The sequence below is a fragment of the Hyphomicrobium album genome, from assembly GCF_009708035.1.
GTDB classification, from domain to species: domain Bacteria; phylum Pseudomonadota; class Alphaproteobacteria; order Rhizobiales; family Hyphomicrobiaceae; genus Hyphomicrobium_A; species Hyphomicrobium_A album.
Map to the genome: position 1 here is coordinate 1006201 of NZ_WMBQ01000001.1, position 23368 is coordinate 1029568.

Annotated in this window: 24 protein-coding genes; 11 read left to right on the plus strand and 13 right to left on the minus strand. The window is 65.5% G+C overall.

Annotated elements, in window-relative coordinates; all coding sequences use genetic code 11:
* Positions 1-9 precede the first annotated feature (9 nt).
* Positions 10-312: a hypothetical protein gene (locus tag GIW81_RS04955; RefSeq protein WP_154738200.1), complete on the minus strand. Its 303-nt coding sequence runs from the start codon at positions 310-312 to the stop codon at positions 10-12.
* A 633-nt stretch (positions 313-945) separates the two neighbouring features.
* Here GIW81_RS04955 and GIW81_RS04960 point away from each other — a divergent pair.
* Together GIW81_RS04960 and GIW81_RS04965 are read left to right on the plus strand one after the other, a co-directional pair.
* Positions 946-1836, plus strand: a complete 891-nt coding sequence (locus tag GIW81_RS04960) for a hypothetical protein (RefSeq protein ID WP_154738201.1) — start codon at positions 946-948, stop codon at positions 1834-1836.
* 39 nt (positions 1837-1875) lie between these two features.
* The gene (locus tag GIW81_RS04965; RefSeq protein WP_154738202.1) at positions 1876-2649 is read left to right on the plus strand and encodes a DUF4846 domain-containing protein; all 774 of its coding nucleotides are present in this window, start codon (positions 1876-1878) and stop codon (positions 2647-2649) included.
* Positions 2650-2658: 9 nt separating this feature from the next.
* Here the strand turns inward: GIW81_RS04965 and GIW81_RS04970 are convergent, their stop codons facing one another.
* From GIW81_RS04970 to GIW81_RS04995, 6 genes are all read right to left on the minus strand, one after another.
* Entirely contained in the window at positions 2659-2838 is a 180-nt protein-coding gene (locus tag GIW81_RS04970) for a hypothetical protein (RefSeq protein WP_154738203.1), read from the minus strand.
* Positions 2839-2877: 39 nt separating this feature from the next.
* Positions 2878-3204, minus strand: coding sequence for a hypothetical protein (locus tag GIW81_RS04975; protein ID WP_154738204.1), 327 nt, complete (start codon positions 3202-3204; stop codon positions 2878-2880).
* Between the two features lie 114 nt (positions 3205-3318).
* Positions 3319-3573: a hypothetical protein gene (locus GIW81_RS04980; protein WP_154738205.1), complete on the minus strand. Its 255-nt coding sequence runs from the start codon at positions 3571-3573 to the stop codon at positions 3319-3321.
* Between the two features lie 104 nt (positions 3574-3677).
* Positions 3678-4781, minus strand: coding sequence for a pyridoxal phosphate-dependent aminotransferase (locus GIW81_RS04985; RefSeq protein WP_154738206.1), 1104 nt, complete (start codon positions 4779-4781; stop codon positions 3678-3680).
* Positions 4782-4841: 60 nt separating this feature from the next.
* A complete protein-coding gene (locus GIW81_RS04990; RefSeq protein ID WP_324614894.1) occupies positions 4842-5279 on the minus strand; it encodes a DUF1489 family protein in 438 nt (145 codons plus the stop codon).
* Positions 5280-5367: 88 nt separating this feature from the next.
* Positions 5368-5799: a hypothetical protein gene (locus GIW81_RS04995; RefSeq protein WP_154738207.1), complete on the minus strand. Its 432-nt coding sequence runs from the start codon at positions 5797-5799 to the stop codon at positions 5368-5370.
* A gap of 161 nt (positions 5800-5960) precedes the next feature.
* On the opposite strand from GIW81_RS04995, the gene GIW81_RS05000 reads away from it, so the two are divergent.
* The 6 genes from GIW81_RS05000 to GIW81_RS05025 all read left to right on the plus strand — a co-directional run bounded on the left by GIW81_RS05000 (position 5961) and on the right by GIW81_RS05025 (position 10934).
* Positions 5961-6440 (plus strand): hypothetical protein, encoded by a 480-nt coding sequence (locus tag GIW81_RS05000; protein WP_154738208.1) that lies wholly within the window; start codon positions 5961-5963, stop codon positions 6438-6440.
* Positions 6441-6512: 72 nt separating this feature from the next.
* The gene (locus GIW81_RS05005) at positions 6513-7010 is read left to right on the plus strand and encodes a methyltransferase family protein (RefSeq protein WP_154738209.1); all 498 of its coding nucleotides are present in this window, start codon (positions 6513-6515) and stop codon (positions 7008-7010) included.
* A gap of 12 nt (positions 7011-7022) precedes the next feature.
* Positions 7023-7748 carry a DUF5655 domain-containing protein gene (locus tag GIW81_RS05010; RefSeq protein ID WP_154738210.1) on the plus strand — a complete coding sequence of 242 codons (726 nt, stop codon included), beginning with the start codon at positions 7023-7025 and terminating at the stop codon, positions 7746-7748.
* A 62-nt stretch (positions 7749-7810) separates the two neighbouring features.
* Positions 7811-9172, plus strand: a complete 1362-nt coding sequence (locus GIW81_RS05015; protein WP_154738211.1) for a hypothetical protein — start codon at positions 7811-7813, stop codon at positions 9170-9172.
* Between the two features lie 326 nt (positions 9173-9498).
* Positions 9499-10374 carry a helix-turn-helix transcriptional regulator gene (locus tag GIW81_RS05020; RefSeq protein WP_154738212.1) on the plus strand — a complete coding sequence of 292 codons (876 nt, stop codon included), beginning with the start codon at positions 9499-9501 and terminating at the stop codon, positions 10372-10374.
* Positions 10375-10487: 113 nt separating this feature from the next.
* Positions 10488-10934 (plus strand): SRPBCC family protein, encoded by a 447-nt coding sequence (locus GIW81_RS05025; protein WP_154738213.1) that lies wholly within the window; start codon positions 10488-10490, stop codon positions 10932-10934.
* Between the two features lie 44 nt (positions 10935-10978).
* Here the strand turns inward: GIW81_RS05025 and GIW81_RS05030 are convergent, their stop codons facing one another.
* From GIW81_RS05030 to mgtE, 5 genes are all read right to left on the minus strand, one after another.
* Complete coding sequence (locus tag GIW81_RS05030; protein ID WP_154738214.1) at positions 10979-11287, minus strand: Rieske (2Fe-2S) protein; 309 nt, start codon at positions 11285-11287, stop codon at positions 10979-10981.
* Positions 11288-11822: 535 nt separating this feature from the next.
* Positions 11823-14903 carry an efflux RND transporter permease subunit gene (locus GIW81_RS05035; protein WP_154738215.1) on the minus strand — a complete coding sequence of 1027 codons (3081 nt, stop codon included), beginning with the start codon at positions 14901-14903 and terminating at the stop codon, positions 11823-11825.
* 15 nt (positions 14904-14918) lie between these two features.
* A complete protein-coding gene (locus GIW81_RS05040; RefSeq protein WP_154738216.1) occupies positions 14919-16160 on the minus strand; it encodes an efflux RND transporter periplasmic adaptor subunit in 1242 nt (413 codons plus the stop codon).
* Positions 16161-16403: 243 nt separating this feature from the next.
* Positions 16404-16847, minus strand: coding sequence for a GNAT family N-acetyltransferase (locus GIW81_RS05045; protein ID WP_407658155.1), 444 nt, complete (start codon positions 16845-16847; stop codon positions 16404-16406).
* Between the two features lie 12 nt (positions 16848-16859).
* Complete coding sequence (gene mgtE / locus GIW81_RS05050; RefSeq protein ID WP_154738218.1) at positions 16860-18236, minus strand: magnesium transporter; 1377 nt, start codon at positions 18234-18236, stop codon at positions 16860-16862.
* Positions 18237-18493: 257 nt separating this feature from the next.
* Here mgtE and GIW81_RS05055 point away from each other — a divergent pair, with 257 nt between their 5' ends.
* The 3 genes from GIW81_RS05055 to GIW81_RS05065 all read left to right on the plus strand — a co-directional run bounded on the left by GIW81_RS05055 (position 18494) and on the right by GIW81_RS05065 (position 21799).
* The gene (locus GIW81_RS05055; RefSeq protein WP_195930390.1) at positions 18494-19495 is read left to right on the plus strand and encodes a polysaccharide deacetylase family protein; all 1002 of its coding nucleotides are present in this window, start codon (positions 18494-18496) and stop codon (positions 19493-19495) included.
* A 64-nt stretch (positions 19496-19559) separates the two neighbouring features.
* On the plus strand, positions 19560-20708 hold the full coding sequence (locus GIW81_RS05060) for a polysaccharide deacetylase family protein (protein ID WP_195930392.1): 1149 nt from the start codon (positions 19560-19562) through the stop codon (positions 20706-20708).
* 101 nt (positions 20709-20809) lie between these two features.
* On the plus strand, positions 20810-21799 hold the full coding sequence (locus tag GIW81_RS05065) for a zinc-dependent alcohol dehydrogenase family protein (RefSeq protein WP_154739510.1): 990 nt from the start codon (positions 20810-20812) through the stop codon (positions 21797-21799).
* Here GIW81_RS05065 and GIW81_RS05070 read toward each other — a convergent pair.
* Positions 21783-23366 (minus strand): bifunctional aminoglycoside phosphotransferase/ATP-binding protein, encoded by a 1584-nt coding sequence (locus GIW81_RS05070; RefSeq protein ID WP_324614896.1) that lies wholly within the window; start codon positions 23364-23366, stop codon positions 21783-21785. The genes GIW81_RS05065 and GIW81_RS05070 overlap by 17 nt on opposite strands.
* Between the last annotated feature and the right edge of the window lie 2 nt (positions 23367-23368).

The following is a 23368-nucleotide window of genomic DNA, read 5'->3' on the forward strand; positions in this document are numbered from 1 at the left end:
TTCTTCGTTTCAGAAGTAGAACAGCACGGCGATGAACAGCCCCGCCCAGGCGATGAGCAACAGCCGCTGCGCCTGGCTGCCTAGCCAGCCGCCGAGACGGCGCCCGATTTCGCGCCAGGAGATTTGCGAGATGAGCGCGATGACGAGGCCGATGCCGAGACCGGCGACGACCGAGCGATAGTCGAGCGTCGGCCCCGAAAGCTCAAAACCGGCAATGCTCGTTGCGCCGTTGCCGGACGGCGCAACCATGATCACGGCCGCGATCATCAGGCCGAGGGCGAGCATCGAGAAGAAGCTGAGTACGGACCGCATGCGGCACCAAGCATGGCAAAGCTCACGCAAATTACCTCGATCTTTTCAATAAGCTCCTAACCATCCCGCCGGCCGTTCGGCGCATGGCTCGTATGGTTGACAGTGCATCCTGACGGACGCAGGGTTGCATGACCTTCCACTGGCAAAGGAGGTCTAAGAAAATGTGGCCACCCGACCAGCGCGTGCTGCTGCGCACGACACCCTGATGGGCGTTACTGCGAGCAGCCAATCCGAAAATCCGACCACGATCGCGGAACGACTGGCGTATTGCCGGCCACTTGCAATGGCGAAACGCGCTTCGCTCGTCGTCCTCCGCAACTAGCCCGTGAGATGGGCAGGGCCATTCAAAAGGAGCTGGGTTGCAGCCACAGGCGCACCGCTCAAACCACAATGAGCCCAAGGGGACCCGGCGCCTGAGCGCTCCGGGTCCCTCCCGTTGAGGCGCTTATACAGCCGTCTCAACACAACCCTTCATCCCCCGAGAATATTTGTAGAAAATTCACCAAGAGCGTGCCACGCTCAGGGGCCTGAGACAGCGATTAACCCGCGGTTGCGGGGCCCTGCCGCCTCCGGAATACCTTCGGCGGCGGCTTCCCGGCTAAGCAATCAGCGGGCATGAGGTTGGATGGCGCCATGCGCGCGTTGACGGTCGAGAGCGAAAACGGCGGCCCGGCGGAAAGCTTCCTCCGGGTGCTGGATCAATTCGCCGCCCTGCATACCTACGCGAGCGCGACCCCGACGACCGGCGGCTATCGGGTGCTGGGCGGCGCCCAGCGCACGACGCGCAAAGCCTCCAAGCCCAGCTTCGCGCGCCGCGTTGCCGTCCGCCCGGCGACCCCCGCCGCCCGCATGCGTCTCACCGGCTCCCTGTCGGTCCTCTTCATTGGCGGGCTCGGCCTCGCCGTCCTCGCGGGCCCGGCCAGCTGCCCGTGCTCATCGACGTTCGCCCAGCAAGCGTCGCTCGAGCGCCTCGGCTACGTGCAGAACGCGGCGTTCATGAACGCGAGCGAGGCACCGGCGATCGCTCCGGAGCGCGTGGCGTTCTCCGACACCGAGTTCCTCGGTCCCGACACGAGTGCGACCGGCATCTCGCCGATCACCACTTCCGCCCTCGAGCCTGCCCACGCAGCGCAAGTTGCGGCGACCGACGCCGGCGCGACTAAGACGGTGGGGCTGCTTCCCAGCAGCATCGAGCGCGTGAGCGAGGCGACGCCCGAGACGGTCAAGCTCGCCGCGGCGACGATCGTCGAGAGCGACGTTGTCCCCGAAGTACCCGTCGCCGAGGTCGCCGCTCCGCCGATGCCGTCGGTGACCGCGGTCGAAGCCGAGCGTGAGGTCGCGCCGAAGACCGTCGCGCGCACGCCGCGCAAGCGGGCCGCCGTGCGCGCCTATCGCACGCCGACAAAGCAGGCGTTGCGGTCGAAGAATTCCAACGATGCGATGACGGCCCAGCGCGCTCCCAAATGGGCGCAGCAGATGTTCACGACGCCCTGGCAGTCGCAGGCCTTCTCCTACACACGCTGACGCCATCGCCGCGACACACGTCCCTGCGAGCGTGCACGCATGCGTGCCCTGCTCCTTTTCCTTGCCGGCCTCTGTCAGCTCGCATCGACTGCCGCAGTCGCCGCGCCCGTCTACGCCTGGAAGTACGCGCCGGGCGGCGAGACGTTGGCGCAGCGTATCGCCCCGCCCCCCGGATTTACCCGGACGCCCGCCGCCGAAGGCAGCTGGGCCGCATGGCTGCGCGGATTGCCGATGAAGTCCGCCAACGCCCCCGTGCTGATCTTCACCGGCGCAGCGAAGTGGCGGCAGGACGTGCACGTCGCGGTCGTCGACATCGACGTGGGCAAACGCGACCTGCAGCAATGCGCCGACGCCATCATGCGCCTGCGCGGCGAATGGCTGTTCGCGAGCGGGCACAAGGCCGACATCCGCTTCAACGATACCGAAGGCAAGCGCTTGAGTTTCGCCGCCCGCCGCGACGCCGGCTACGCCTCGTTCCGCAAATACATGGACTACGTGTTCGCTTATGCCGGCACGTACTCGCTGGAGCGCGAGCTGAAACCCGTACCGGCCGGCGGCATCGCCGTAGGCGACGTGTTCATCAAGGGCGGCTTCCCGGGACACGCCGTGCTCGTCGCCGACATGGCGGAGGACACCGCGACGGGCGAGAAGCGATTCCTCCTGGTGCAGAGCTACATGCCCGCGCAGGAGATGCACGTCCTCAAGAACCCAGCCGCCGGCGACGGCTCGCCGTGGTATCCGGCGGCCTTCGTCGGCGAGCTGAAAACGCCCGAATGGACCTTCGCTCCTGGCGCTTTGCGCCGGTGGCCATGAGCGTCCGCGCTAGCGGATAATTGCCACCAGCGCGAGACCGGCGACGACGAACGCGCCGAGACCTGCCGCCTGCTTCAGCGCGCCGGCCGGGTCGGCATGCGTCATCATCAGATCGAGCGCGTAGCCAAGCCCGGCGAGGCCGATCGCAATCACCACGAGCCCAACAAGCACTCCAAAAAATCCGCGCATAGTGTGTCTCTCCCCAGATTGCCGGCCGCGCCGGTCGCGTTATGGTTCGGTTGCCGCCGGCGCCGCAGGTGTCTCCGGCGTCGGCGTCGAGGCCGCCCCCTCGGACTTGTGCTGCTCCCAGTCATAGTCCTTGAGGTAGGTCTTCATCGAATGCGGCCCGTCAGGCTGCATATGGGTATATACGATCACGCCCACGGCGAGCCCAATGGCCAGGAAGATACCAAGGATCGAGCGCAGCGCCACGACGCCGCGGCCGGAGGCGCGCGCCAGCGAAGGGCTGATCAGGCCTGCCACAAGATAGATGAGCGCCAATCCAAAGATGGTCCCGGCCGCGAAGTGGGTGTTCTCGATGAGACTGTCGTACACAAGCACCCCCGGGGCCCGGCGCCACGACCGCGCTTGGACGCACGGCCGCCGATTTGAGGCACGCCACGAGCGGAAAGGTCAATACGCTTTGTAGGGGCTGGCGCTTGGAACTCGTTAGGGCTGAGCCGCCGGCGGCGGGTCGGCGTTGATCTGCGCCGGCGTTTCCTCGCCGCCCGGCAGCTCGCGCGTGACGAAATAGAGCGCGGTCGAGGCGATCAGCGCCACGGCGACGAACACGCCGACGATGGTAGAGCGCTTGCTGGCCAATACCCAGGCCGGGTTGATGAGCCCGATGAGCAGGTAGAGCACCAAGAGGATCATGACCGCCTGGAACGACCAGGACGAATAATCGAGGAGCGCGTTGGACATCGGTATGAACCTTCATTGGGTCGACTGAGGCCGATGTAGGCGACCGCTGCTTAACGGACCGCCAACCCGCCATTGGTTGCGCCGGCCACCTAGCGCCCACCTGCCTAGCGGGCGGCGGCGAGCGCCAAAGGAAGCGTGTCGGCCAGCACCGCGAGATCCTCGTCGCGCCCGCAGCTGACGCGGATGCAGCGGTTGAGTGGCGCCACGCCAGGCATACGTACGAACACGTCCTGGGCAATCAGCGCATCGAGCACCCGCTTGGCGAAGTCGCCGTCACCCCCGCAGTCGATGGTGACGAAGTTGGCTGCCGAGGAAAGCGGCTGCAAACCGTTGTCGCGGGCGATCGCACCGATGAGCTCGCGCGCCCTTGCGATGCGCGCCACGGCTTCGGCGAGAAATTCCTGATCCTCGAGCGCCGCGAGCGCGCCGATCTGCCCGACGCGATTGATGCCGTAGTGGTTGCGGATCTTCTCGAAGGCGCGAATGACCTTTGCCTCGCCGAGGCAATAGCCGATGCGTGCACCCGCGAGACCATAGGCCTTCGAGAACGTGCGGAAGCGCAGCACCTGCGCATTGCCTACGTCGACCGGCAACAAGTCTGCTTGACGAGCCGTGTCGCAGTAGGCCTCATCGAGGCACAGCAGCACGCCGTCGGGAAGCTGCGCGATGAGGTCGTTCAACTCCGCCGCGCCCCAGAACGAGCCCATCGGGTTGTCGGGGTTGCACACATAGAGGATGCGCGCTTCCTCGCTCCGCGTCGCCTCGACCAGGGCGCCGAGATCCTGCTTGTCGTCGCGATAGGGCACACGCACCAGCCGTCCGCCGCCGCCGGCGACGTGGAAGTTGAACGTCGGATAGGTCCCGTCGGACGTGACGACCGGCGAGCCCAGCTCGACCGCGAGCTTCACCGCCAGCCCGAGCAAGCCGTCGATGCCCTCGCCGATGACGACGTTGTCGAGCCCGACGCCGTGGAACTCCGCGAGCGCGGCGCGCAGCTCGTGGCTTTCGGGATCGGCGTACATCCAATTGCCGTCCGCCGCGGCGCGCATGGCGGCAAGCGCCTTCGGCGAGGGTCCGAACAGGCTCTCGTTGGCGCCGAGACGCGCGCGGAACGGCTGGCCGCGGCCACGCTCCTGCGCCTCCGGGCCGACAAATGGCACTAGGGCGGGAAGGCTTTCGATCAGGCTGTTGAAGCGCGGTCGGGACATACGATGGGTCTGGCCTGAGTATCGACGGTCGTCAACAGGGCGCGCCGTCCATTGATCCGATTAGATCAGCCCCAGCTCGGCCAGCTCGCGGCGCATCTTTGGCGGCAGGTCGGCGAGCCCCTTGTCGCCGCGCCCGAGGTCCGCGGGCGCATCGTCGGCCGTGAGGTAGCGCCAGCCCTGAAAGGCGCGGCGCGGGACCGGGCGCACCGGCACCAACACTTTGTCGAGAAGGATACGGCAGCCCTTCGAGCCGTCGGACTTCGTGCCCGGCTCGAAGCCGACGAGCTTCTGGCGCACCTGCACGCTGCCCTTGATCACCCAAAACATCGAGCCTCCGTCGAGCAGCTCCGCCTCGCGCTTCGGCGTCTGGAATGTCGTGTGGAAAATCTTGGGCGGCGCCCCGGCCTTCTTCTGCTCGGCGGCGCGCGCCTTTTGCCAGTCAGCCAGCTCCTCAATGCTGTCGACGCCGACGCACAGCTTGATGAGGTGCAAAGTCACGCTACCCGCCTCCGCTCAAAGCGTCGTCAGAATGGACCTGTGGCGCGGCGGTCTCCAGTCACAACGGCGGCGCATCCACAAGCGAGCGCTACTTCGCCGAGCACGCGCCCGCATATTGCGCCACGACGGGCTGCCCGAGCACGCCGAAGTGGCGCGAATGCACGGCAGGGTACTCGCCACTCGCCGGATCCTTGTCGTAGATGGTCGTCAGGTTGAGGAAGCCCTCATTGACGACCTCGAGAAAATGGTTGGCGTTGATGGCACGCACGATCTTAAGCGCGCCCGGCGCCTTGCCCGCATCTGGTACCAGCGTGGCCGTCTGCCGTTCCAGGTTGACGTCGGCGATCGCGAGCTTGATCGGCTCCGGCGACTTCTGCGCAAATTTGCCGGCATCGAACGTCCATGCCGTGCCCGCATCGAACGTGCAGACGTACCCCTTGGGCTCGTCCTCCGCCCGCCCCGCGCTGCTCATCAGTAGCGCCAACGCCCCGCATAGGAAGGCGGTCCTCTTCACTTGCATATACTCTCACCCACAACGTTGATTCCGGCCATTGAACCGCGCCTGAGCGCCGCAGGCAACAGATCCGCCAAAAGCGTTGTGCCGCGGTGCCCGGCTCGCTCCGTGCCTTCAATCCGCCCCCTTTCAGGCCTCGTTACCCGCAGTGGCTGGGTGATTTGAAAATGGTCCAACGGCGGGCTCTCATATGCGCGGCTCTGGCGGGCGCCACGTTGTGCGGCTGTGCGAGTTCACAGGTCGACACCAAGCCGAACCTCGTCGGCGACATCCCTCCTCCCACTGACAATGGCGGCGTCGTCACCGGCGCTCTCCCCGGGTCCGGCTACCAGCTCAGCGCCGAAGAGCTCGGCTACGACTGCAAGAAGCTCTCCGGCACCATGCAGATCCGCATTCTGCAAATCCGCGGCTACGACACGAACCGCAAGGCCTCCGCCGCCGCCCGCGGCATGCAGACCTTCGCCACGCCGATCTGGGGCGGCACCAAGGAAGGCGTCGACCCCGACGGCCAATACCAGCGCGACCGCGCCATGCTCGAGGCCTACAATCGTCAGCTCGCCGCCAAGCAGTGCCCGACCTTCGACCTCGCGCGCGAGCTCGCCACCACCGAAGACACGACGCCGACGCCGGTACCGCGCACCAAGTGACAGGACGACATCGGGATTAACGGCTCCCGCCATTCTGGTGTACACCTCGCTCGCCACGAGCAGGGACGAGATATGCCGGCCGACGAGTCCATCCAATCCGCAGACACCGCCGACCGACCGAGCACCGTGCCGTGGCCGCCGATCGTGCTTGTGGCCGTAATCAGTGCCGCGATCGCGCTCAACTACCTCGCGCCCATTTCGTGGCCCGGCCTCGACGACACTCCCGCGCGCACCATCGGCCGTGGCGTCGGCATCATCGGCATCATTCTCCTCGTATGGGCGATCCTCACCCTGCGCCGGCACGACACCACCGTCCTGCCCGACGTCGCCGCCACGCATCTTGTCACCTCGGGCCCCTACTGGCGTTTTCGCAATCCCATCTATCTCGCCGACACGATGATCCTGCTCGGCGCCGCCGAGCTGACCAAGAACGTCTGGCTCGTCGCTGCCGCGGCGGTGTTCGCCGCGCTGATCACCTGGCTCGCCATCCTGCCGGAGGAGCGGCACCTGGAGCGCCGCTTCGGGCAGGCGTACCTCGACTACAAAAAGAAATCGCGCCGTTGGATCTAAAGGGAACGCGCGATGGCCACCGACTTCGGCGAGAAGGAACGCGAATTCATCGACGGCCTGAAGGAGAACACGGGCCGCGACCTCGGCGAGTGGATGCAGGCGATATCGGAGGCGGGGCTCGGGCACCGCAACGACATCATCGACTGGCTGCGCCACAAGGGCCTCATGTTTTCCAAGGCGTCATGGCTGGAACGCATCCACCACAACGGCGGCAAGCCGATCTATGCCGGCGTGCCGAAGGAAGCCGCGCCTCGACGGCCGGCGCTCCGCCGCCGTGAGACGCCGATCGCGCCGCTGGCACCGGCGCAATCGCCCGAACCGCCGCAACGCGCGCCCGCACCCGCGCCTGCACCGCCGGCCCCACCAGCAGTTCCCAGCGCGGGCGGCGACGTCGATGCGCTGCTTGCCAAAGCGAAGGCGTATAGGCCGCTCGCCCAGCACGTGCTCGCCAAGATCAAGTCGGTGAACCCGGCTGCCCAAGTCAGCGCGCGCGAAAGCGCGGTCGCCATCGGTGGGCCCTCGCCGTTCGCCGTCCTTGGCATCACCGCCAAGGAGCTGCGCCTGCATTTAGCGCTCGGCGAGCACCCCTTCGACGAGTTCGTCAAGAAGGGTCAGGCGGGCGGCGGTCTTGGCAAGGGGGAGGCGCTCTCCCACATGCTTGTGTTGACGGATGCCCGCCAGATCGATGCACGATTTATCGATCTGATAACGCTGGCCGCAGCAAGGGCTGGCGGCTGACGGCGGAACATCGAATAGCCCGAATTCTGTCCGCCAGTGCGGCCATGTTTGGAGGCATTGCCATGTTCGCCGACGTTCGTTGGCCCCGCTCCGCGATTGCCATTGCCGCGCTTCTCGCAACGAGCGCCTCGCTCAACGCCCAGAGCGCCCAGCGCGACGCCATCGCCGATCTCATTTCCAAGTCCGGACGCACCGGCAAGGTAGAGAAGGTCGCCGAGACGGTGCCGCGCACCGCCGGAGCGACGCCGCTCGGCCCGCCCGTACCCGGCACGGCTCCGCCAGCCGCCGCACCGCCCGTTCCTAAGGATCCGCGCGAGGGCGAGGAAGCCTACGAGCAGGCGCGCCAGCTGATGATCGCCGTCGATGCGATCTTGCGCGACGCCGCCGAGCAGCGCTCGGAAGCGCAGAAGCTTCCCGGGCGCGATGAGTTCATCCTGACGCCGCTGTGGACCGAAACGCGCGAGGACCGCGAGCAGCGCATCCGCGGCCTGCTCGATTCCGCGCTCGGCATCGTCACTGACGTGCCCGTCGTCGGCATGCAGAAGAAGGTCGAGGGACTGCGCCTCAACATCCGCGACATCGAGCGCGAGATCGCGACGATGAAGGAGAAGCAGGTCACGGCGCCGAAGGACGCGATGCTACCGGGCGTGCTCACCGACACGGTCGCGAGCCTCGACGGCAACATCAAGGATGCAGAAAAGCGCATCGAGAAGAACAGGGACGAGATCGCCAAGGCCAAGGTCGAGATCGCCGGCGCGCTGGCGAAGTCGGGTGTCGAGCTGACGCCCGAGCAGGTCGATCTCTTGCTCGACAGCGTGCTGTCGGGCGACCTCGTGCGCCTCGTCGCCACCTTCAACGCCGCCAAGGTGATCGATACTCAGCTCGGCAAGCTGTTGAGCGCAGCCGGCGACAACATGGAAGCGGCGCGCAAGTACTTCGCCATGCACGCGGCACTCTTCGCCATGCTGGTGCACGCGCAGGGCTCGGCGATCGAGAAGATCGACACCAACTACATGCCGAAGCTCGATGCGATCCTGAAGGACATCACCGCCGCGCAGGCCAAGACGGCGAAGCTTCTGCAGGGCGAGAACCGCCCCGACCAGAAGCGAGCGCTGGAGGCCAACCGCGACGCGCAGAAGGTCGCGTCCGACGCCGCCAAGGGCTACCGCCGCTACCTGCAGCAGCAGCGCGAGCAGATCGCCAAAGCGCGCACCCGCGCCGTGCACGACCTGCGCATCGCCGACAATACCTATGAGACCGTGGAAGCTAGCTTCCAGCTAAAGAACCTGATGCGCGACAGCGCCGCCTCGTTCGAGGCGATCCAGAAGCTCGAAGCGCCGACGTTCGATCAGATCTTCAAGAACGAGCAGCTGCGCCAGGAGTTCGAGAACCTGACCCGCCGGCTCGACGCGCCGTCGAGCTGAGTGCACCCGTCAAAGCGACGGCGGTTGCCGACCGTGTCCGCCGGACCGCTTGACCACGGTCCCAAGCACCTCTGCCAAGAATTCCCGTGCGGATGGGGAGGTGGTTCCCGCGCAGGCCGAAAGCCAATTCGGCCGGCGCGCGCATTGCCGTTTACAGCTTGTGGTATCGCATGCCCGATGTAACTCTGCCGCGGCCCGTCGCGGCATGAATTCCGCCGTTGATGGGAGCCGGAGAATTCCCACAGTTCCTTGCCGGAAGTCGTTCAACGGAATTCGGCCGGCTCTTGGGGCTGCCGCAAGCGCCAACGGGTGTTTGGGAAGTCGACATGAGTCTCAGAGTTTTCCGTCCCATTCCGCTCTTGGCTTCCTACGTAGACGCCTATTGGGACTACCAAGACCTCACCGGCGAGGCGAACTCGTTCCTCTCCATCCTGCCCGACACTGCAACGTATCTGTGCTTTCTCTACGACGCCCCGTTACTGACCACTCACAAAACGAGCACCTACCGCACACGTAGTGGACTGGCAGGGTTTCAGAGCTTTCGCAGCGACCTTTCGGGCAGCGGTGCTATCTCCGGCGTTTCAGCGCGGCTGACGCCTTGGGGGCTGAACGTCTTCCGGCGAGGAATCGTGAAGGAGTGTGCCGAGAGGCGCGTGGATTGCCGCGACATCTTTCCCAAGTACACGATCGAGCGAATTGAGGACGATCTGGCGCTCATCGCGACCGCAGAAGAGCGCGTTGCGTACGTCGAGCACCACTTGCTGTCGATTTTCTGCCCGCAGAACGACGATCTCGTCGTCAGACGCGCCTGCGAACAGCTCGCGGCCTCAAAAGGGAATTGCCGAATTGCGGATCTGGCAAGCAGTCTTGGTCTGACCAAGCGCACCCTTGAGCGTCGCTTCCTCAATCAAATAGGCGCTACGCCGAAGAAGGTCTCGCGCGTCATCCGATTGCGCAATGCGATCATCGAGAGGACGCGGCTGCCAAGCTGGGCGGAAGTGGCGCACGCCACGGGTTATTACGATCAAAGCCACATGATTCATGACTTTCTTGAGATCTACGGCATGACGCCGGAGGCGGTCTACCCGCAAGTTCGGAGCTCGCCGACCTTTCGCTTCTCCGGCTTGCTGGACCTGGCTTCCAATGCGCCAAAGCTTGAAACCGATGGGTCGAGCGCGCACTCCAATGTGATGCCGCGCTGACGTGACGCTTTCTTCCAATACGAGACGAGTTTGCTCCCGATAGGGTGATTTTGGCAGGTACCGCTGGGCCGAGACCCTCGGTCCAAGCGGCCGATCGCTAACGGGAGTCATCGATGCGCACTAAGCAGGCCATCACGAAAAAATTGAATGTCCCAGTAGATCTCGTATGGGACGCTGTCCGTGGGATCGGCAGGCTCGATGTGTGGTTTCCCATCATCGAAACTTGCCAGGTTGAGGGTCACGGTGCGGGCGCCGTCCGACATATGACGATCGTCAACAACGGCGGCGCGATCAGGGACACCATAGAGGAGATCAATCTGCTCAGGAGAAGGTTGGTCTACCTGCGCCCCGTCTCGCCTTTTCCCGTGACTTACTATCGAGGCACCGTCGAGGTTCTCGAGTCCTACGATGGTCTCGCCGTGGTCGTTTGGACGATCGATTTCGAGTCCAAGCCCGAAGACGCTCAATCCGTCGCTGACCTCGTCAAGGGAGCCATCGCCGACGGCATCGATGGCATGGAAAAGGATCTAACCGCGAGCGCCAATGCGGTGCGAGCTTAACTGCTCCTTGCGCTCAACGGCTCACTCCATCGGACTGCTCGTCGCTAGACCGCGACCTCGATGTCGCCGCCCGTTACGCGCACATCGTAGCGCACAACCGCATCATACGCCGGGGGTCCGAGGACCTCGCCCGTCCGGATGTCGAACTTTGCGCCATGCCACGGGCAGGTCACCTCGTGGCCGGCGATCTCTCCCTCGGCCAACGGCCCTTCATCGTGCGTACAGGCATTGCTGAGCGCGAAGAAGTTGCCATCGACGTTGAACAGGGCGATGTCCGCGCCATTCACGGTTACCAGTCGACACTGGCCCGGTGCGATCTCGCCGGTGCTTGCCACCTTCACAAATTCAGCCATGGACTTTTCCACTTCGCGCCATCACGCATGCGGAACCCGGGGCTAACGCCTCATTCGCAAAAAATAAAGCCCCGCCGGGCGTGTGCTCGAGCGGGGCTCTTGTCATAAATGACCTGCCCAGCAGAGCCGGGCTCATAAGGCGAGGCTCTGTGATCCGGGCCCGGATCCCGCCCTCGCATGAGGTCTGTCAGTTTTTGCTGTGATCGGCCCGGAAGGCTCGGCCAATGTGCTGCAGCTCGCTATCCAAGCCGTGACCCCGCATCGGTGCGAGGTCGAGCGTGACTTCCCGGTGGAGTCATTCAGCCTCCATATGCCGTTGACCCTTGCGATGACCGTCTTAAACGATGGTACTGCCGGGGTGGGAATCGGATTTCATGCCCGATCCGCGCGCAGCCGGAAGCGACGGCTATCACCCTATCAACGTCGGATGTACGGGACGGAGTGTCAAGTATGACCGTCGCTCATATTCAGCCAACGAGCCTATCGCGTTCAGCCAATCTGCGGAGTGCGCCGCGAGCGCACTAAAGGTGCGTGTTCATATTGCGCTTCCCGCGGGCACCGGCGGCGCCAATCCGTCCGCGTCAACCACGGGATCGCCCCGATGCTGCGAGGCGACGACCATGTAAACCGCCGGCAGAATGAACAGCGTGAAGAGCGTGCCGATAGCCATGCCGCTGACCAGCATGATGCCTATGCTGTTGCGGGCCTCGGCGCCGGCGCCCGTCACGAAGACAAGCGGAAGGTGGCCGAACACGGTCGCGGCCGTCGTCATCAATATCGGCCGCAGTCGCGTCATCGCCGCCTCTCGGATCGCAACCGCTTTGAGGTGCCCGGCAAGCTGGAGCTCGTTGGCGAAAGCGACGATCAGGATGCCGTTCTTGGCGATGAGGCCGACCAGGGTGATGAGCCCGATCTGACTATAGATGTTGATGGTTGTGAACCCGAGGAACGAGAAGACGAGTGCCGCGGTAAGGGCGAGGGGTACAGACCCGGCCAGCACGACCAAGGGGTCGCGGAAACTGCTGAACTGCGCCGCGAGTACCAGATAGATGAGCAAAATAGCGAAGCCGAGCGTGCCGGCGAGCGTCGTTCCCTCCTGCCGCAATTGGCGGGACTCTCCCGCGTAGTCGATGGTGTAGCCGGCAGGAAGAATGCGGCGCGCCGCCTCCTCGAGTGCGGCCAGCGCCGCGGCCTTGGTAGTGCCGGGCTGCACGCCTCCAAAGACGCGGAAGCTATCGGATTGCTGGAAACGGGCGAGGGTTCTCGGGGCAGTCGACGTCTCGAGGCTGGCGAAAGCCGAGACGGGGATCTGGGCACCGTCGCGCGTGCGTATCTTGTAGTCGAGGAGGTTCTCGGCGGCGGCGCGGGCATCGCGGCCGACCTGCGGGATGACCTTGTAGGCCCGTCCATCGAGCGTGAAGCGATTCACGTAGTTTCCGGCGAGGAGCACACCGAGCTGGCGGCCGACACCGGCGAGATCGAGGCCAAGGTCCGCAACCCGCTCTCGATCGACGGTGACCTTCACCTGGGGCAAGTCGATCTTGAGATCGGTGTCGGCAAACTGGAACATGCCGCTGCCGAACGCAGCGCCGACGATCTGGGCGGCGTAGTCGGCCATCTGCTGCGGCGTCCCCGGACCCTTGAGGACAAGCTCGACGTCGTATTGGCCGGCGCCGGGGAGCGGCGGCGGAAGGGCCGCGAAAACTTGCAGCTCCTTGATCTGCGAGACGGCACCGAAAATTTCCGGCTGGATCTCGTGCGCCGTGCGTTGGCGGTCATGCCAGTTCTTGAACAGGTAGCCGCCGAAGCCGTTCGATGGAAAAACGATCTCGAACATCGCCTCGAACTCAGGCAGTGCTTTGCCGACCTTGAGGACCTTGTCCATGTGCCCGGCGGTGTAGCCAAGTGAGGCGTCGGGCGCCGAGTTGACGATGAGAAAGACAAAGCCCTCGTCCTCGACGGGAGCGAGCTCTTTCCCGGAGAACATGTAGAGCGGCACGGCCAGCAAGCAGAGGAAGACTCCGAAAGCGATGATCTGGGCGCTGAACCGCAGCGTGATCTCCAAGACATGGCCATAGCCGCTCGCGACACGGTCGAACACGTGACCGACGAGCCTGGCATAGCGGCCCTCGCGGCCGCGTTCCGGCGCCGTGTAAGCGCTCATGATCGGCGACAAGGTGACAGCGACGAAGCCGGAGACGATCACCGCGATGGCCAGCGTGAACGCGAATTCCTTGAACAACACACCGGTGAGGCCCGACAGGAATCCTATCGGCGCATAGACCACCGCCAGCGTGATGGTCATTGCTACAATTGGACCGAAGAGCTGGCGCGTGCTGAGCAGCGCCGCTTCGATGCGGCCCATGCCTTCGCGCATGTAGCGCGAGACGTTCTCGACCACGACGATCGCATCGTCGACAACGAGCCCCACCGACAGCACGATCGCCAGCAGCGTGAGCAGATTGAGCGAGAAGCCCATGGCCATCATGGCGCCCATGGCGCCGATCAGCGAGATGGGGATGGTGACGAGCGGCACCAGAGCGCTGCGCGCGGAGCCCAGAAACAGAAAAACGATGAGGGCGACAATCATCACCGTCTCGGTGAACGTGGTCCCGATCTCCTTGATGGAGTTCTCCATGTAGACCGTGCCATCGTAGGCGAGGGCGATTTCGGCACCCGGCGGGAGCTCGGGCTTGAGCTTCTCGAGCTCCGCCCGCAATGCGTGGGCGACGCTGATCTCGTTCGCGCCTGGCAGCGGCCAGACCGACAGATAGACGGCTTCCTTGCCGTTGTGACGGACGTTCGCCGTCTCCTCCTCGGAGCCGAGCTCTACCCTGCCGACGTCGGAAATCCGGATGATCCGGTCGCCGTCCTCGCGCACGATCAGCTTTTCGAACTCATCGGCGCTGCGCAGATCCGTGTTCGTCAGCAGATCGACCTGAACTTCGTTGCCCTTGGCGCGGCCCACGGCCGCTAGGAAGTTGTTCCGGGTGAGTGCCAACTCCACGTCGCTAGCTCCAATGCCGAACGCGGCGAGCCGCTCGGCGTCAAGCCAGATGCGCATGGCCTGCGGGCGCGCTCCCTCGAGGCCCACACGCTGGACATTGGGGATCGTACTGAGACGGGGCTGTATTTCCCGCGTCAGGTAGTCGGTGAGCTGGGAGGGCGTCATGCCCTCCGAGGTGACGCTGACATAGAACGTCGCATATGGCCGGTCGGCACGCTGAACCTCGACGACCGGCGATTCGATTTCCTGCGGAAGCTCGCTGCGGATCTGGTCGAGGCGGTTGCCGACCTCGGCGAGCGCCACGGTGCTCGGATGGTTCAGCTGCAGACGCGCGGTTACAGTGCTGACCCCGGCGACGCTGCTCGACTCGACATAGTCAATGCCGCTGATCGAGGAGAGTGCGCGTTCGACCGGGGTCGTCACGAAGCCGCGGATGATGTCGGCCGGCGCGCCAATGTAGATCGTCGTGACTTGGATCGATGAGCTTTCGATGCGCGGGTATTGCTGCACCGGGAGCTGCGAGATCGCCCGCAGGCCGATGAGGACCAGCGCCACATTGACGACGATGGCCAGCACCGGGCGCCGGACGAAGACTTCTATCGCGCGCATCGCTCGGCTCCGGCGTTAGTTGACGGTGATTTGACCGGTGGCAGGAGCTTCCGTCTGCACCAGCAGGCCATCGCGCAGCTTGAATGATCCTGACGTCGCGACCAGCTCGCCGACGATCAGTCCCTTCTCGATGACGACGTCGCTATTCTGGACCGGCCCGATCTGCACGCTGCGTTGGCGCGCGCGCAACTTTCCATTTTCCTCCGCGAGGACGAACACGTGGCTGCCGTGCGTGGAACGGCGAAGGGCGGTGAGCGGGACAAGAATCGCTGCCCGCGGTTCCGCCGTGACGGCCAGGACGTCGACAAACATGCCGGGCCGGAACATCTTTCCAAGGCCGCGCCCCACGGCGCGGAAGAGAACCATCCGGTTGGTGCGATCGGCACTGTCGTCCTCGGCGATGATCTTGGCCTCGGACGCCTGCGCCGAAATTGTGGCGTGGGACAACCTCACGCTCATCCCCGGCTTGATCGAGGCCGCGGCATCCTGAGGAAGCGAGAAGTCGACGAAGACATCCTCGTCCGCACCCTGCAAATTCGCAATGCGCGTGCCGACATCGAGATAAGCGCCGGGCTGCAGGTTGGTGATGCCGATGCGCCCTCTGAATGGCGCGGTGATGCGCTTCTTATCGATTGCTACGGCGAGGTTGCTCGCACGCGCCGCCGCGGCGGCGTGCTCCTCGCGGGCTTTGTCCAGTTCCTGGGCGGAGAAGGCCGCGCTTCCTTGCAACTTCTCGCGCCGCTCGAGTGTAACCTTTGCCAGCCTGGCGTCGGCTTCGGCGCCGGCAAGCGCAGCCTCTTCCTGGCGCGTGTCGAACTTCACCAGCAGCTGACCGGCCGTCACGGTTGCTCCCGACGTGAAACCAAGCTCACTGACAACGCCGGCGATCTCATTGCGGATTTCAACCTGACGCAACGCGACGACTGTGCCGATTGCACGTGTCGTCGCCGACCACGAGCCTTCGCGCGCGGCCACCGATGCGACCGCCTCGACGGGTTCTGGAAAAGCCGCCGCTGCCGCCATACCGGCTTGAATCTCTCTATGCTTGTGGAGACCAAGACCCGCTGCAATGCCCCCGATCGCGATAACGACGATCAGCCACGCGGCCAGATGCCTACCCATCGTCCTTCCCCTGACATCGTTCCCCCGGCGAAGCACCATCCGAGCGCGCAAAGTTTGCGACGCGCAGGACAGCAGACCCGCCCGGACGTGACGCTGCGTATCGGCAATGCTTCTTAATTGGGCACCACTTCCCAAGGAAAGAAGCCACTTTCGTGGCCGGCCACCCTAAAGTGGCGCCACCAAAGCAGATTTTTGCACGCCGTTCACGCTTGCGATGGATACGGCGAAGCGCCGCTGCGCATTTCCCCCGTCGCGCACTACCGATGCGGGGAACGCTGCGTGACGACGGATGAAAGGGAACAAACAGCGAACGCGCACATTTGTCAACCGACGCTGTTCGGCGGGCGCTGCACACGCCTTCGGCCGTCTGAGGTGAAGTCAGCGGCGGTACTGCACGAACGGGCTCAGGCTGGCGACGCGATCGTAGAGCCGCCGCGCCGTCCGGTTGTCCTCTTTCGTCGCCCAGTAGGTGCGCGTCGCCCCCCGCTTGTCGGCTTCCTTGTAGACCGCCTCGATGAGCGCCCGTCCGGTGCCGTGATGGCGCGCCTCGCGCCCCACGAACAGATCCTCCAGATAGCAGTACGCCGTCGGCGACCACGTCGAGGGATGAAACACGGCGTGCGCCAGCCCGATGGGCCGGTCGTGATCGTCGACCGCGACGAGGCCGAGGAACCCGTCAGCCCCATTCACCAGCCGCTCCCACGTCAGCGCCACGACGTCGTCGGGCACTTTCGCCTCGTAGAAGTTGATGTAGCCGTGGAACAGCTCCTCCCAGGCTTTACGGTCGGAAACCTTGAGCGGCCTGATCTTGATGTCGCCCACGCTCATCATCCCTCACTTGAGCCAAAGCGTTGCCAGACCGAGGAACGAGAAGAAGCCGACGACGTCGGTCACCGTCGTCACGAACACCGTCGAGGCGACGGCCGGGTCGAACCCCATCCGGTCGAGCGCCAGGGGAATGAAAATTCCCGCCAGCGCCGCCGCCAGCATATTGACGAGCATCGCCGCGGCGATGACGAGACCGAGCTGCTCGGTGCCGAACCAGGCCACGGCGATCAGCGCCATGATCAGCGCGAACGCCATGCCGTTCAACAGCCCCACCGCCGTCTCGCGCACCACAACGCGCACGATGTTCGCGGGATTGAGCTCTTTTGTGGCGAGCGCGCGCACCGCGACCGTCATCGTCTGCGTCCCGGCGTTGCCGCCCATCGAAGCGACGATCGGCATCAGCACGGCGAGCGCCACCATGCTCTCGATGGTCGTGTCGAACAGAGCGATCACGGCGGAGGCGAGGATTGCGGTAAACAGGTTGACGAACAGCCAAGAGAAGCGCGGCGGCGCGATCTGGCGCACGCTGTCGGAGAGCCGCTCGTCGCCGACACCCGCCAACAGCTTGGCGTCCTCGTCGGCCTCCTGCTCGATCACCTCGACCACGTCGTCGACGGTGACGACGCCCACAAGGCGATCGTTCTTGTCCACCACCGGCGCTGCCATGAGACCGTAGCGCTCGAACTGGCGGGCGACGGCCTCCTGGTCGGCGGTGGCCAGCACGATGTGCCGGTCGGTGTCCATGATCTTGTCGACCGTGAGGTCGCGCTTGGCGCGCAGCAGCCGCGAAATGTCGATGCTGCCGAGCAGATGGAAGCCCGGGTCGACGACGAAGATTTCCGAGAACGTCTCCGGCAGGTCCTCGGCGTCACGGGCGAAATCGATCACGTGCCCCACCGTCCAGAACGGCGGCACGGCGACGAAGTCCGCCTGCATGAGGCGGCCGGCCGTTTCCTCGGGGTAGAGCAGGTTGCGCTGCAGCGCCGCGCGCTCGCCCTGCGGCAGCTGATCCAGGATCTCCTTCTGATCGTCGGCCTCGAGGCCCTCGATCAGGTAGGCGGCGTCGTCGCTGTCGAGATCGGTCACCGCCTTGGCGAGCACGTCGTTCGGCAGCGCCTCGGAAAGCTGGTCGCGCACTTTCTCGTCGACTTCGGTCAGCACCTCGAAGTCGAAGTCGGGTCCCAGAGTCTGGATGAGGCCGATACGATGCTCCGGCTCGAGCAACTCGATGAGGTCGGCGAGATCGGGGGTTTCGAGGTCCGCCACCAGTGCGCGAACCTGCGTAGCCTCGTGCGCCTCGAGCGCATCGCCGACCTCGCGTACGAGCTCCTGCGTTACCGCCGTGCGGCGTTCATGCGCGCCAATCTCTTCAGTCTCGCTCATTGCAAGCCGCACTCCGGGGGGCGCCGGCAGCGGAGAACGCTCTGCCCGGCATGATGTACTCGCATCACGCGCATGATCGGCCCGCCTTTAGCACGTCGGCGGCGCCGGTACAGGCTGGTGCGCGGATGCAACAACACCGCCAAGATGTCCGAGACCGGCAAAGATTTACAGAGATTCTTAGAAGTTCGGTCCTACTTAGGAGGTTTGCGGGTCGACACTTTGAGCACGTTGCGGCTGTTGCCGTCGGCGGAGTGCGGATGCGGCGGATTGGGGCGTTATTCGTCGGGTGCGTTGGCCTGTCGCTGTGCGGCGGGCTGGCTGCGCATGCCGCGCCGCCGGTCGAAGCCTGCGCGACGAACGGCGATGGCATCGGCATGTCGCGCATCGTCGAGGTCGACACGCGCGGTGCCCCGCTGTTCGGCCGCGTCGCCAACGGCGGCTACGACTTCCTCGCCGACGGTGAGGTAGTGCTCACGTTCGACGACGGGCCGCTGCGCCCCTATACGCGCGCCGTCCTCAAGGCTCTCGCTGAGCATTGCACGCGCGCCACGTTCTTTATGGTCGGCAAAATGGCGGTCGCCGACCCGGAGATGGTCCGCGAGGTGGCCAGCCGCGGACACACGGTTGCGGCGCACACCTGGTCGCATGCCAAGCTGCAGGGCCTCGCCGCGGACAAGGCCAAGGAGGAGATCGAGCTGGGCTTCAGTGCCGTGGCGCAGGCGCTCGACGCACCGATGGCGCCGTTCTTCCGGTTCCCCTACCTGCGGCCGAGCGCGTCGGCAATGGACTACCTCAAGACGCGCAATATCGCGAGCTTCACCATCGACGTCGACTCCCGTGATTTCCGCAGTCGCGACCCCGACGCCGTGAAGAAGGCCGTGCTGACGCAGCTCGGAGGCGCGCGCAAGGGCATCATTCTCTTCCATGACATCCAGCCCTCGACCGCCCATGCGCTGCCGGGCCTCCTGACCGAGATGAAAGAGCGCGGCTTCAAGGTCGTGCACCTCGTGCCCAAGGAACCGGCCACGACCTTGCCCGAGTACGATGCCCAGGCCGCCAAGCTCATCGCCAAGAAGTTCGCGGCTGCCAAGGGGCCGCTCGCCTCGCGCGCGGTCACTTGGCAGCAGTCGGACGGAAATCCTGGCGCAGAGGTGTTGCCGTGGGCCACCCACAGCACCACGCAATCCCCTCCCTCCACAGCCGAGGCTACAAAGGAGGGCGCAACCGTGCCATGGTACAAAAAGTGGTTCACGCCATGAGTGCCGAGACGAATTGTTATTGCGTAATCCTCAGCTCGCCGATGCCGAACGATCGAGGTGCAATTTGATCCGTCTGTGCTTGTCCGCTCTGGCGTTGGTCGCTGCAACCGCCCTTTCGAGCATCCCTGCGTCGGCCGAAGAGACCTGCCCCAACCCCCAGACGGCCCTTGGTGTGTCGCGCATCGTCGAGATCGACGCGAAGGCCGGTCCCCTGTTCGGCGGCTTCACCAAGTACGAGAAGGAGCCGCGCTTCCTCGGCCCGAAGGAGGTCGTGCTGACCTTCGACGATGGCCCAATGCCGAAGTACACCAAGCCCATCCTCGACGCGCTCGACAAGTTCTGCACCAAGGCGACGTTCTTCTATGTCGGGCAGATGGCTCAGGCCTATCCCGACATGGTCAAGGAAGTAATGGGGCGCGGCCATACCATGGGCACCCACACCTGGTCGCACCCGTTGAACCTGCGCGCCATGTCGCTGGAGCGCTCCACCGATCAGATCGAGCGTGGTTTCGCCGCGGTCGCGCTCGCCGCCGGCCAGCCCATCGCGCCGTTCTTCCGCTTTCCGGGCCTGAGCGATTCCGCGCCGATGCTCGCCCACCTGCAGGAGCGCGGCATCGCCGCGTTCACCGTCGACGTCGTCTCGAACGACAGCTACATCGGCAGCCCATCGCGTCTCGTGGCGCGCACGCTCGATCAGGTCGAGCGCCAGAACGGCGGCATCGTCCTGTTCCACGACATCAAGGCATCGACGGCGCATGCGCTGCCGACCATCCTCACCGAGCTGAAGAAGCGCGGCTACAAGGTCGTGCACCTGCGCTCCAAATCGGTGTTCGAGCCGCTGCCGGCGCTCACTGCCGAGCTCGAGGCCAAGCGCGTCGCTGCCGTACAGAAGAAAGCTTCTGGCAAGCCGCAAGCGACGGCCGAGAAGCCCAAGCTCGTACCTTTCTATGCAGCCATTTCGACGTCGACGCTGGAGGCGACGAGCGAGCCGGAGGTGACCGTGCTGGCGCCCGAGGCCAAGGAGCGCGTGCACGCCGGGGGCACTCATGCGACGGCGAGCGCGCCAGTCGCTACCTCGCCCGAGGCCGCGGGCGAGGCCACGCAGCCGGTTACGGCCGCAACCCCGCGTTCCAAGAAGCACGCCCGCAGCAAGCGCCACAAGAAAGAGCACGACCCCATGAGTTTGAGCGGGGCCGTCAGCGGCCGCTGGTAGGTCCATTGCCCACGGACGCTGACGGTCCTAGATACCGTCGCATGCACGCGGCGAAACAGCACAAGTCACCCACAGGCAAAGACGCGGGCCAGCCGACGCGCATGATGGCGATGGCACTCGACCGCGTCGGCGCGCCCTTGCAGTCGGTAGAACGGCGCGTCGAGGCGCCGAGGCGTGGACAAATCGCCGTCCGCGTCGCTGCCTGCGGCATCTGCCGCACGGACCTGCATGTCATCGATGGCGACCTGCCCCGCCCCAAGCCGCACGTCATCCCGGGCCACGAGATCATCGGGCGCGTCACGGCGGTCGGCCCTGGTGTGGACGCTCTCAAGGTCGGCGACCGGGTCGGTATCCCGTGGCTCGGCAAGACCTGCGGGCGCTGCCGATTTTGCCGTGCGGGCCAAGAGAACCTGTGTGAGCGGCCGGAGTTCACCGGCTACACCATCGACGGCGGCTATGCGCAGTTCGCTATCGCCAACGCTGACTATGCATTCAAGATTCCCAGCATCTACTCCGACGCCGAAGCTGCGCCACTGATGTGTGCCGGCCTCATCGGCTATCGTGCGTGGAAACTGGTCGCCGAGGCGCGCCGTCTCGGCATCTACGGCTTCGGCGCCGCGGCCCACATCGTGGCCCAGCTCGCGGTGTTTCATGGCCAGGAGGTCTATGCCTTTACCCGCGCCGGCGATACGCCGGCACAGAAGCTGGCGCGCGAGCTAGGGGCCAAGTGGGCGAGCGCCTCGGACGAGAAGCCACCGCATCCTCTCGACGGCGCCATTATCTTCGCGCCGGTTGGCTCGCTCGTGCCGCTCGCCCTTAAGGCGCTCGACAAGGGCGGCACGCTGGTGCTGGGCGGCATTCACATGAGCGACATTCCGTCGATGCCGTATGAGCTTCTCTGGGGCGAGCGGGTGGTGCGCTCGGTCGCCAACCTCACGCGCCAAGACGCCGTTGAGTTCCTGAAGATCGCTCCGCGGATACCTATCCGTCCGCACGTGACGACGTTCGGCCTCAGCGAGGCCAACGCTGCGATCGCGCGGTTGCGCGCCGGCAAGCTGACGGGCGCCGCGGTCCTTATCCCGCCGGCTTGATGGGCGCCGCTGCGAGAACGCGCTGCGCCTCCTCGACACTCTGAGCAACGGTGCCGGAAGCATCGACCACGTGCCAGGCGATGTTGCCGAGGTCGTAGCCGAGCTGTTCGCGCACCACGCGCCGGTCGGCGTCCGACGCATCCCCGCGGCGCCGTTCGACACGCGCGATCAACGTTTCGGCGGGCGCGTTCAGCCACAGCCCCACGAACGGGCAGGCAGCCTCGCGCGCAATGGCCTCTATCGCCTCGCGCTCCTCCTGCTTGGCGAACACGGCATCGACGATGACCGCATGCCGGGCGGCGAGCGCGCGCCGCGCCTTGTCCTCGACGATGTCGTAGACGCGCTCCGCCGTGCCGATGCGGTAGTGCTGGCGGTCGAGCCGTTGCGTCTCCGGCACCCCGAACAGGCGCTTGCGCTCCACGTCGCTGCGCACGTGCAAAGCGCCCGGCGGCGGCCCGACGTGCGCGGCGAGCAGCGCCGCGAGCGTCGACTTGCCCGTCCCGGACAGGCCGCCGATCGCGACGAGCACCGGTTTCGGCGGCAGCAGATAGGCGTCGGCCAGCCGGGCGTTGCGGCGTATCTCGGCACGCAGCGCCGTCTGCTCCTCCACGGCGAGCTGTTCGGTGCGCGCCATGGCGACGACCGCCCGAACACCCGCCCGGCAGGCGAGGAACAGCGGCAGGGACGCGAGCCCCTCGATCTCCCCGCCGATTGGCTCGAAGGCAACATAAGCGTTGAGCACCGCGTTGGCCGCTTGCAGGTCGCCGCGCGCATCGAGGTCCATCAGCAGAAAGGCGAGGTCATAGAGAACATCGACCGTCGCCAGTGCCTCGCTGAACTCCAGCGCGTCGAAGGGAACAGGGTTGCCGTCGACGAGCACGATGTTGCCGAGGTGCAGGTCGCCGTGACAGCGGCGGACGCACGCCGCGTTGCCGCGCTCGACCAGCAGTGGACGCGTGCGCTCGAACGTGGAGACGAGCCGGTCGGCAACGTCGATGTAGCCATATGCGAGCGCGCTCGAAAGCTGCTCGACAACCGGCGCCATGATGCGCCCGCCGTCGCACGTCGCAGCGACGGGGCTATCCTGGTGGTAGCGAGCCACCATGTCGGCAAGCGCCTTGGCGAGCTCCTCCGAGATGGGTCCCTGCTCCTCCCGGTGGCTGAGCACGGCCTCCTGCGGAAAGCGGCGCATGTGCACCGCCCATTCGACGATCTCGCCCTGCCCGCCGAGTTGCAGACGCCCTTCGGTGCGCACGATCGGCACCAAGCCGAGATAAATGTTCGGCGCGTGCGGACGGTTGATCTCCATCTCGCGCACGGCGGCGGCGTGGCGCGCATGCAGCGTCGAGAAGTCGACGAAGCGCAGGTGCACGCGCTTGCGCAGCTTGTAGGCATCGTCGCCGACGAGGAACACCCGGGCGATGTGCGTCTCCACGACCTCGACGGGCGTGTCGCCGGCGCCGTAAGTCGCGGGATCGTGCAGGAGCGTGCAGACGTCGCGCTCCTCGTCGTCGGCGAACGTAAACACCGCGTCGACCGGCATCGGATCACCTTGCGGCTGGACCACGC

Excerpts from the sequence above, each read along its gene's own strand:
- GIW81_RS05015 (WP_154738211.1), top strand. The coding sequence starts at position 7,811 with ATGTTCGCCGACGTTCGTTGGCCCCGCTCCGCGATTGCCATTGCCGCG.
- GIW81_RS05005 (WP_154738209.1), top strand. The coding sequence starts at position 6,513 with ATGCCGGCCGACGAGTCCATCCAATCCGCAGACACCGCCGACCGACCG.
- GIW81_RS04955 (WP_154738200.1), bottom strand. The coding sequence starts at position 312 with ATGCGGTCCGTACTCAGCTTCTTCTCGATGCTCGCCCTCGGCCTGATG.
- GIW81_RS05010 (WP_154738210.1), top strand. The coding sequence starts at position 7,023 with ATGGCCACCGACTTCGGCGAGAAGGAACGCGAATTCATCGACGGCCTG.
- GIW81_RS04965 (WP_154738202.1), top strand. The coding sequence starts at position 1,876 with ATGCGTGCCCTGCTCCTTTTCCTTGCCGGCCTCTGTCAGCTCGCATCG.
- GIW81_RS05065 (WP_154739510.1), top strand. The coding sequence starts at position 20,810 with ATGATGGCGATGGCACTCGACCGCGTCGGCGCGCCCTTGCAGTCGGTA.
- GIW81_RS04995 (WP_154738207.1), bottom strand. The coding sequence starts at position 5,799 with ATGCAAGTGAAGAGGACCGCCTTCCTATGCGGGGCGTTGGCGCTACTG.
- GIW81_RS04980 (WP_154738205.1), bottom strand. The coding sequence starts at position 3,573 with ATGTCCAACGCGCTCCTCGATTATTCGTCCTGGTCGTTCCAGGCGGTC.
- GIW81_RS05035 (WP_154738215.1), bottom strand. The coding sequence starts at position 14,903 with ATGCGCGCGATAGAAGTCTTCGTCCGGCGCCCGGTGCTGGCCATCGTC.
- GIW81_RS04985 (WP_154738206.1), bottom strand. The coding sequence starts at position 4,781 with ATGTCCCGACCGCGCTTCAACAGCCTGATCGAAAGCCTTCCCGCCCTA.
- GIW81_RS04960 (WP_154738201.1), top strand. The coding sequence starts at position 946 with ATGCGCGCGTTGACGGTCGAGAGCGAAAACGGCGGCCCGGCGGAAAGC.
- GIW81_RS04970 (WP_154738203.1), bottom strand. The coding sequence starts at position 2,838 with ATGCGCGGATTTTTTGGAGTGCTTGTTGGGCTCGTGGTGATTGCGATC.
- GIW81_RS05020 (WP_154738212.1), top strand. The coding sequence starts at position 9,499 with ATGAGTCTCAGAGTTTTCCGTCCCATTCCGCTCTTGGCTTCCTACGTA.
- GIW81_RS05055 (WP_195930390.1), top strand. The coding sequence starts at position 18,494 with ATGCGGCGGATTGGGGCGTTATTCGTCGGGTGCGTTGGCCTGTCGCTG.
- GIW81_RS05025 (WP_154738213.1), top strand. The coding sequence starts at position 10,488 with ATGCGCACTAAGCAGGCCATCACGAAAAAATTGAATGTCCCAGTAGAT.
- GIW81_RS05030 (WP_154738214.1), bottom strand. The coding sequence starts at position 11,287 with ATGGCTGAATTTGTGAAGGTGGCAAGCACCGGCGAGATCGCACCGGGC.
- mgtE (WP_154738218.1), bottom strand. The coding sequence starts at position 18,236 with ATGAGCGAGACTGAAGAGATTGGCGCGCATGAACGCCGCACGGCGGTA.
- GIW81_RS05000 (WP_154738208.1), top strand. The coding sequence starts at position 5,961 with ATGGTCCAACGGCGGGCTCTCATATGCGCGGCTCTGGCGGGCGCCACG.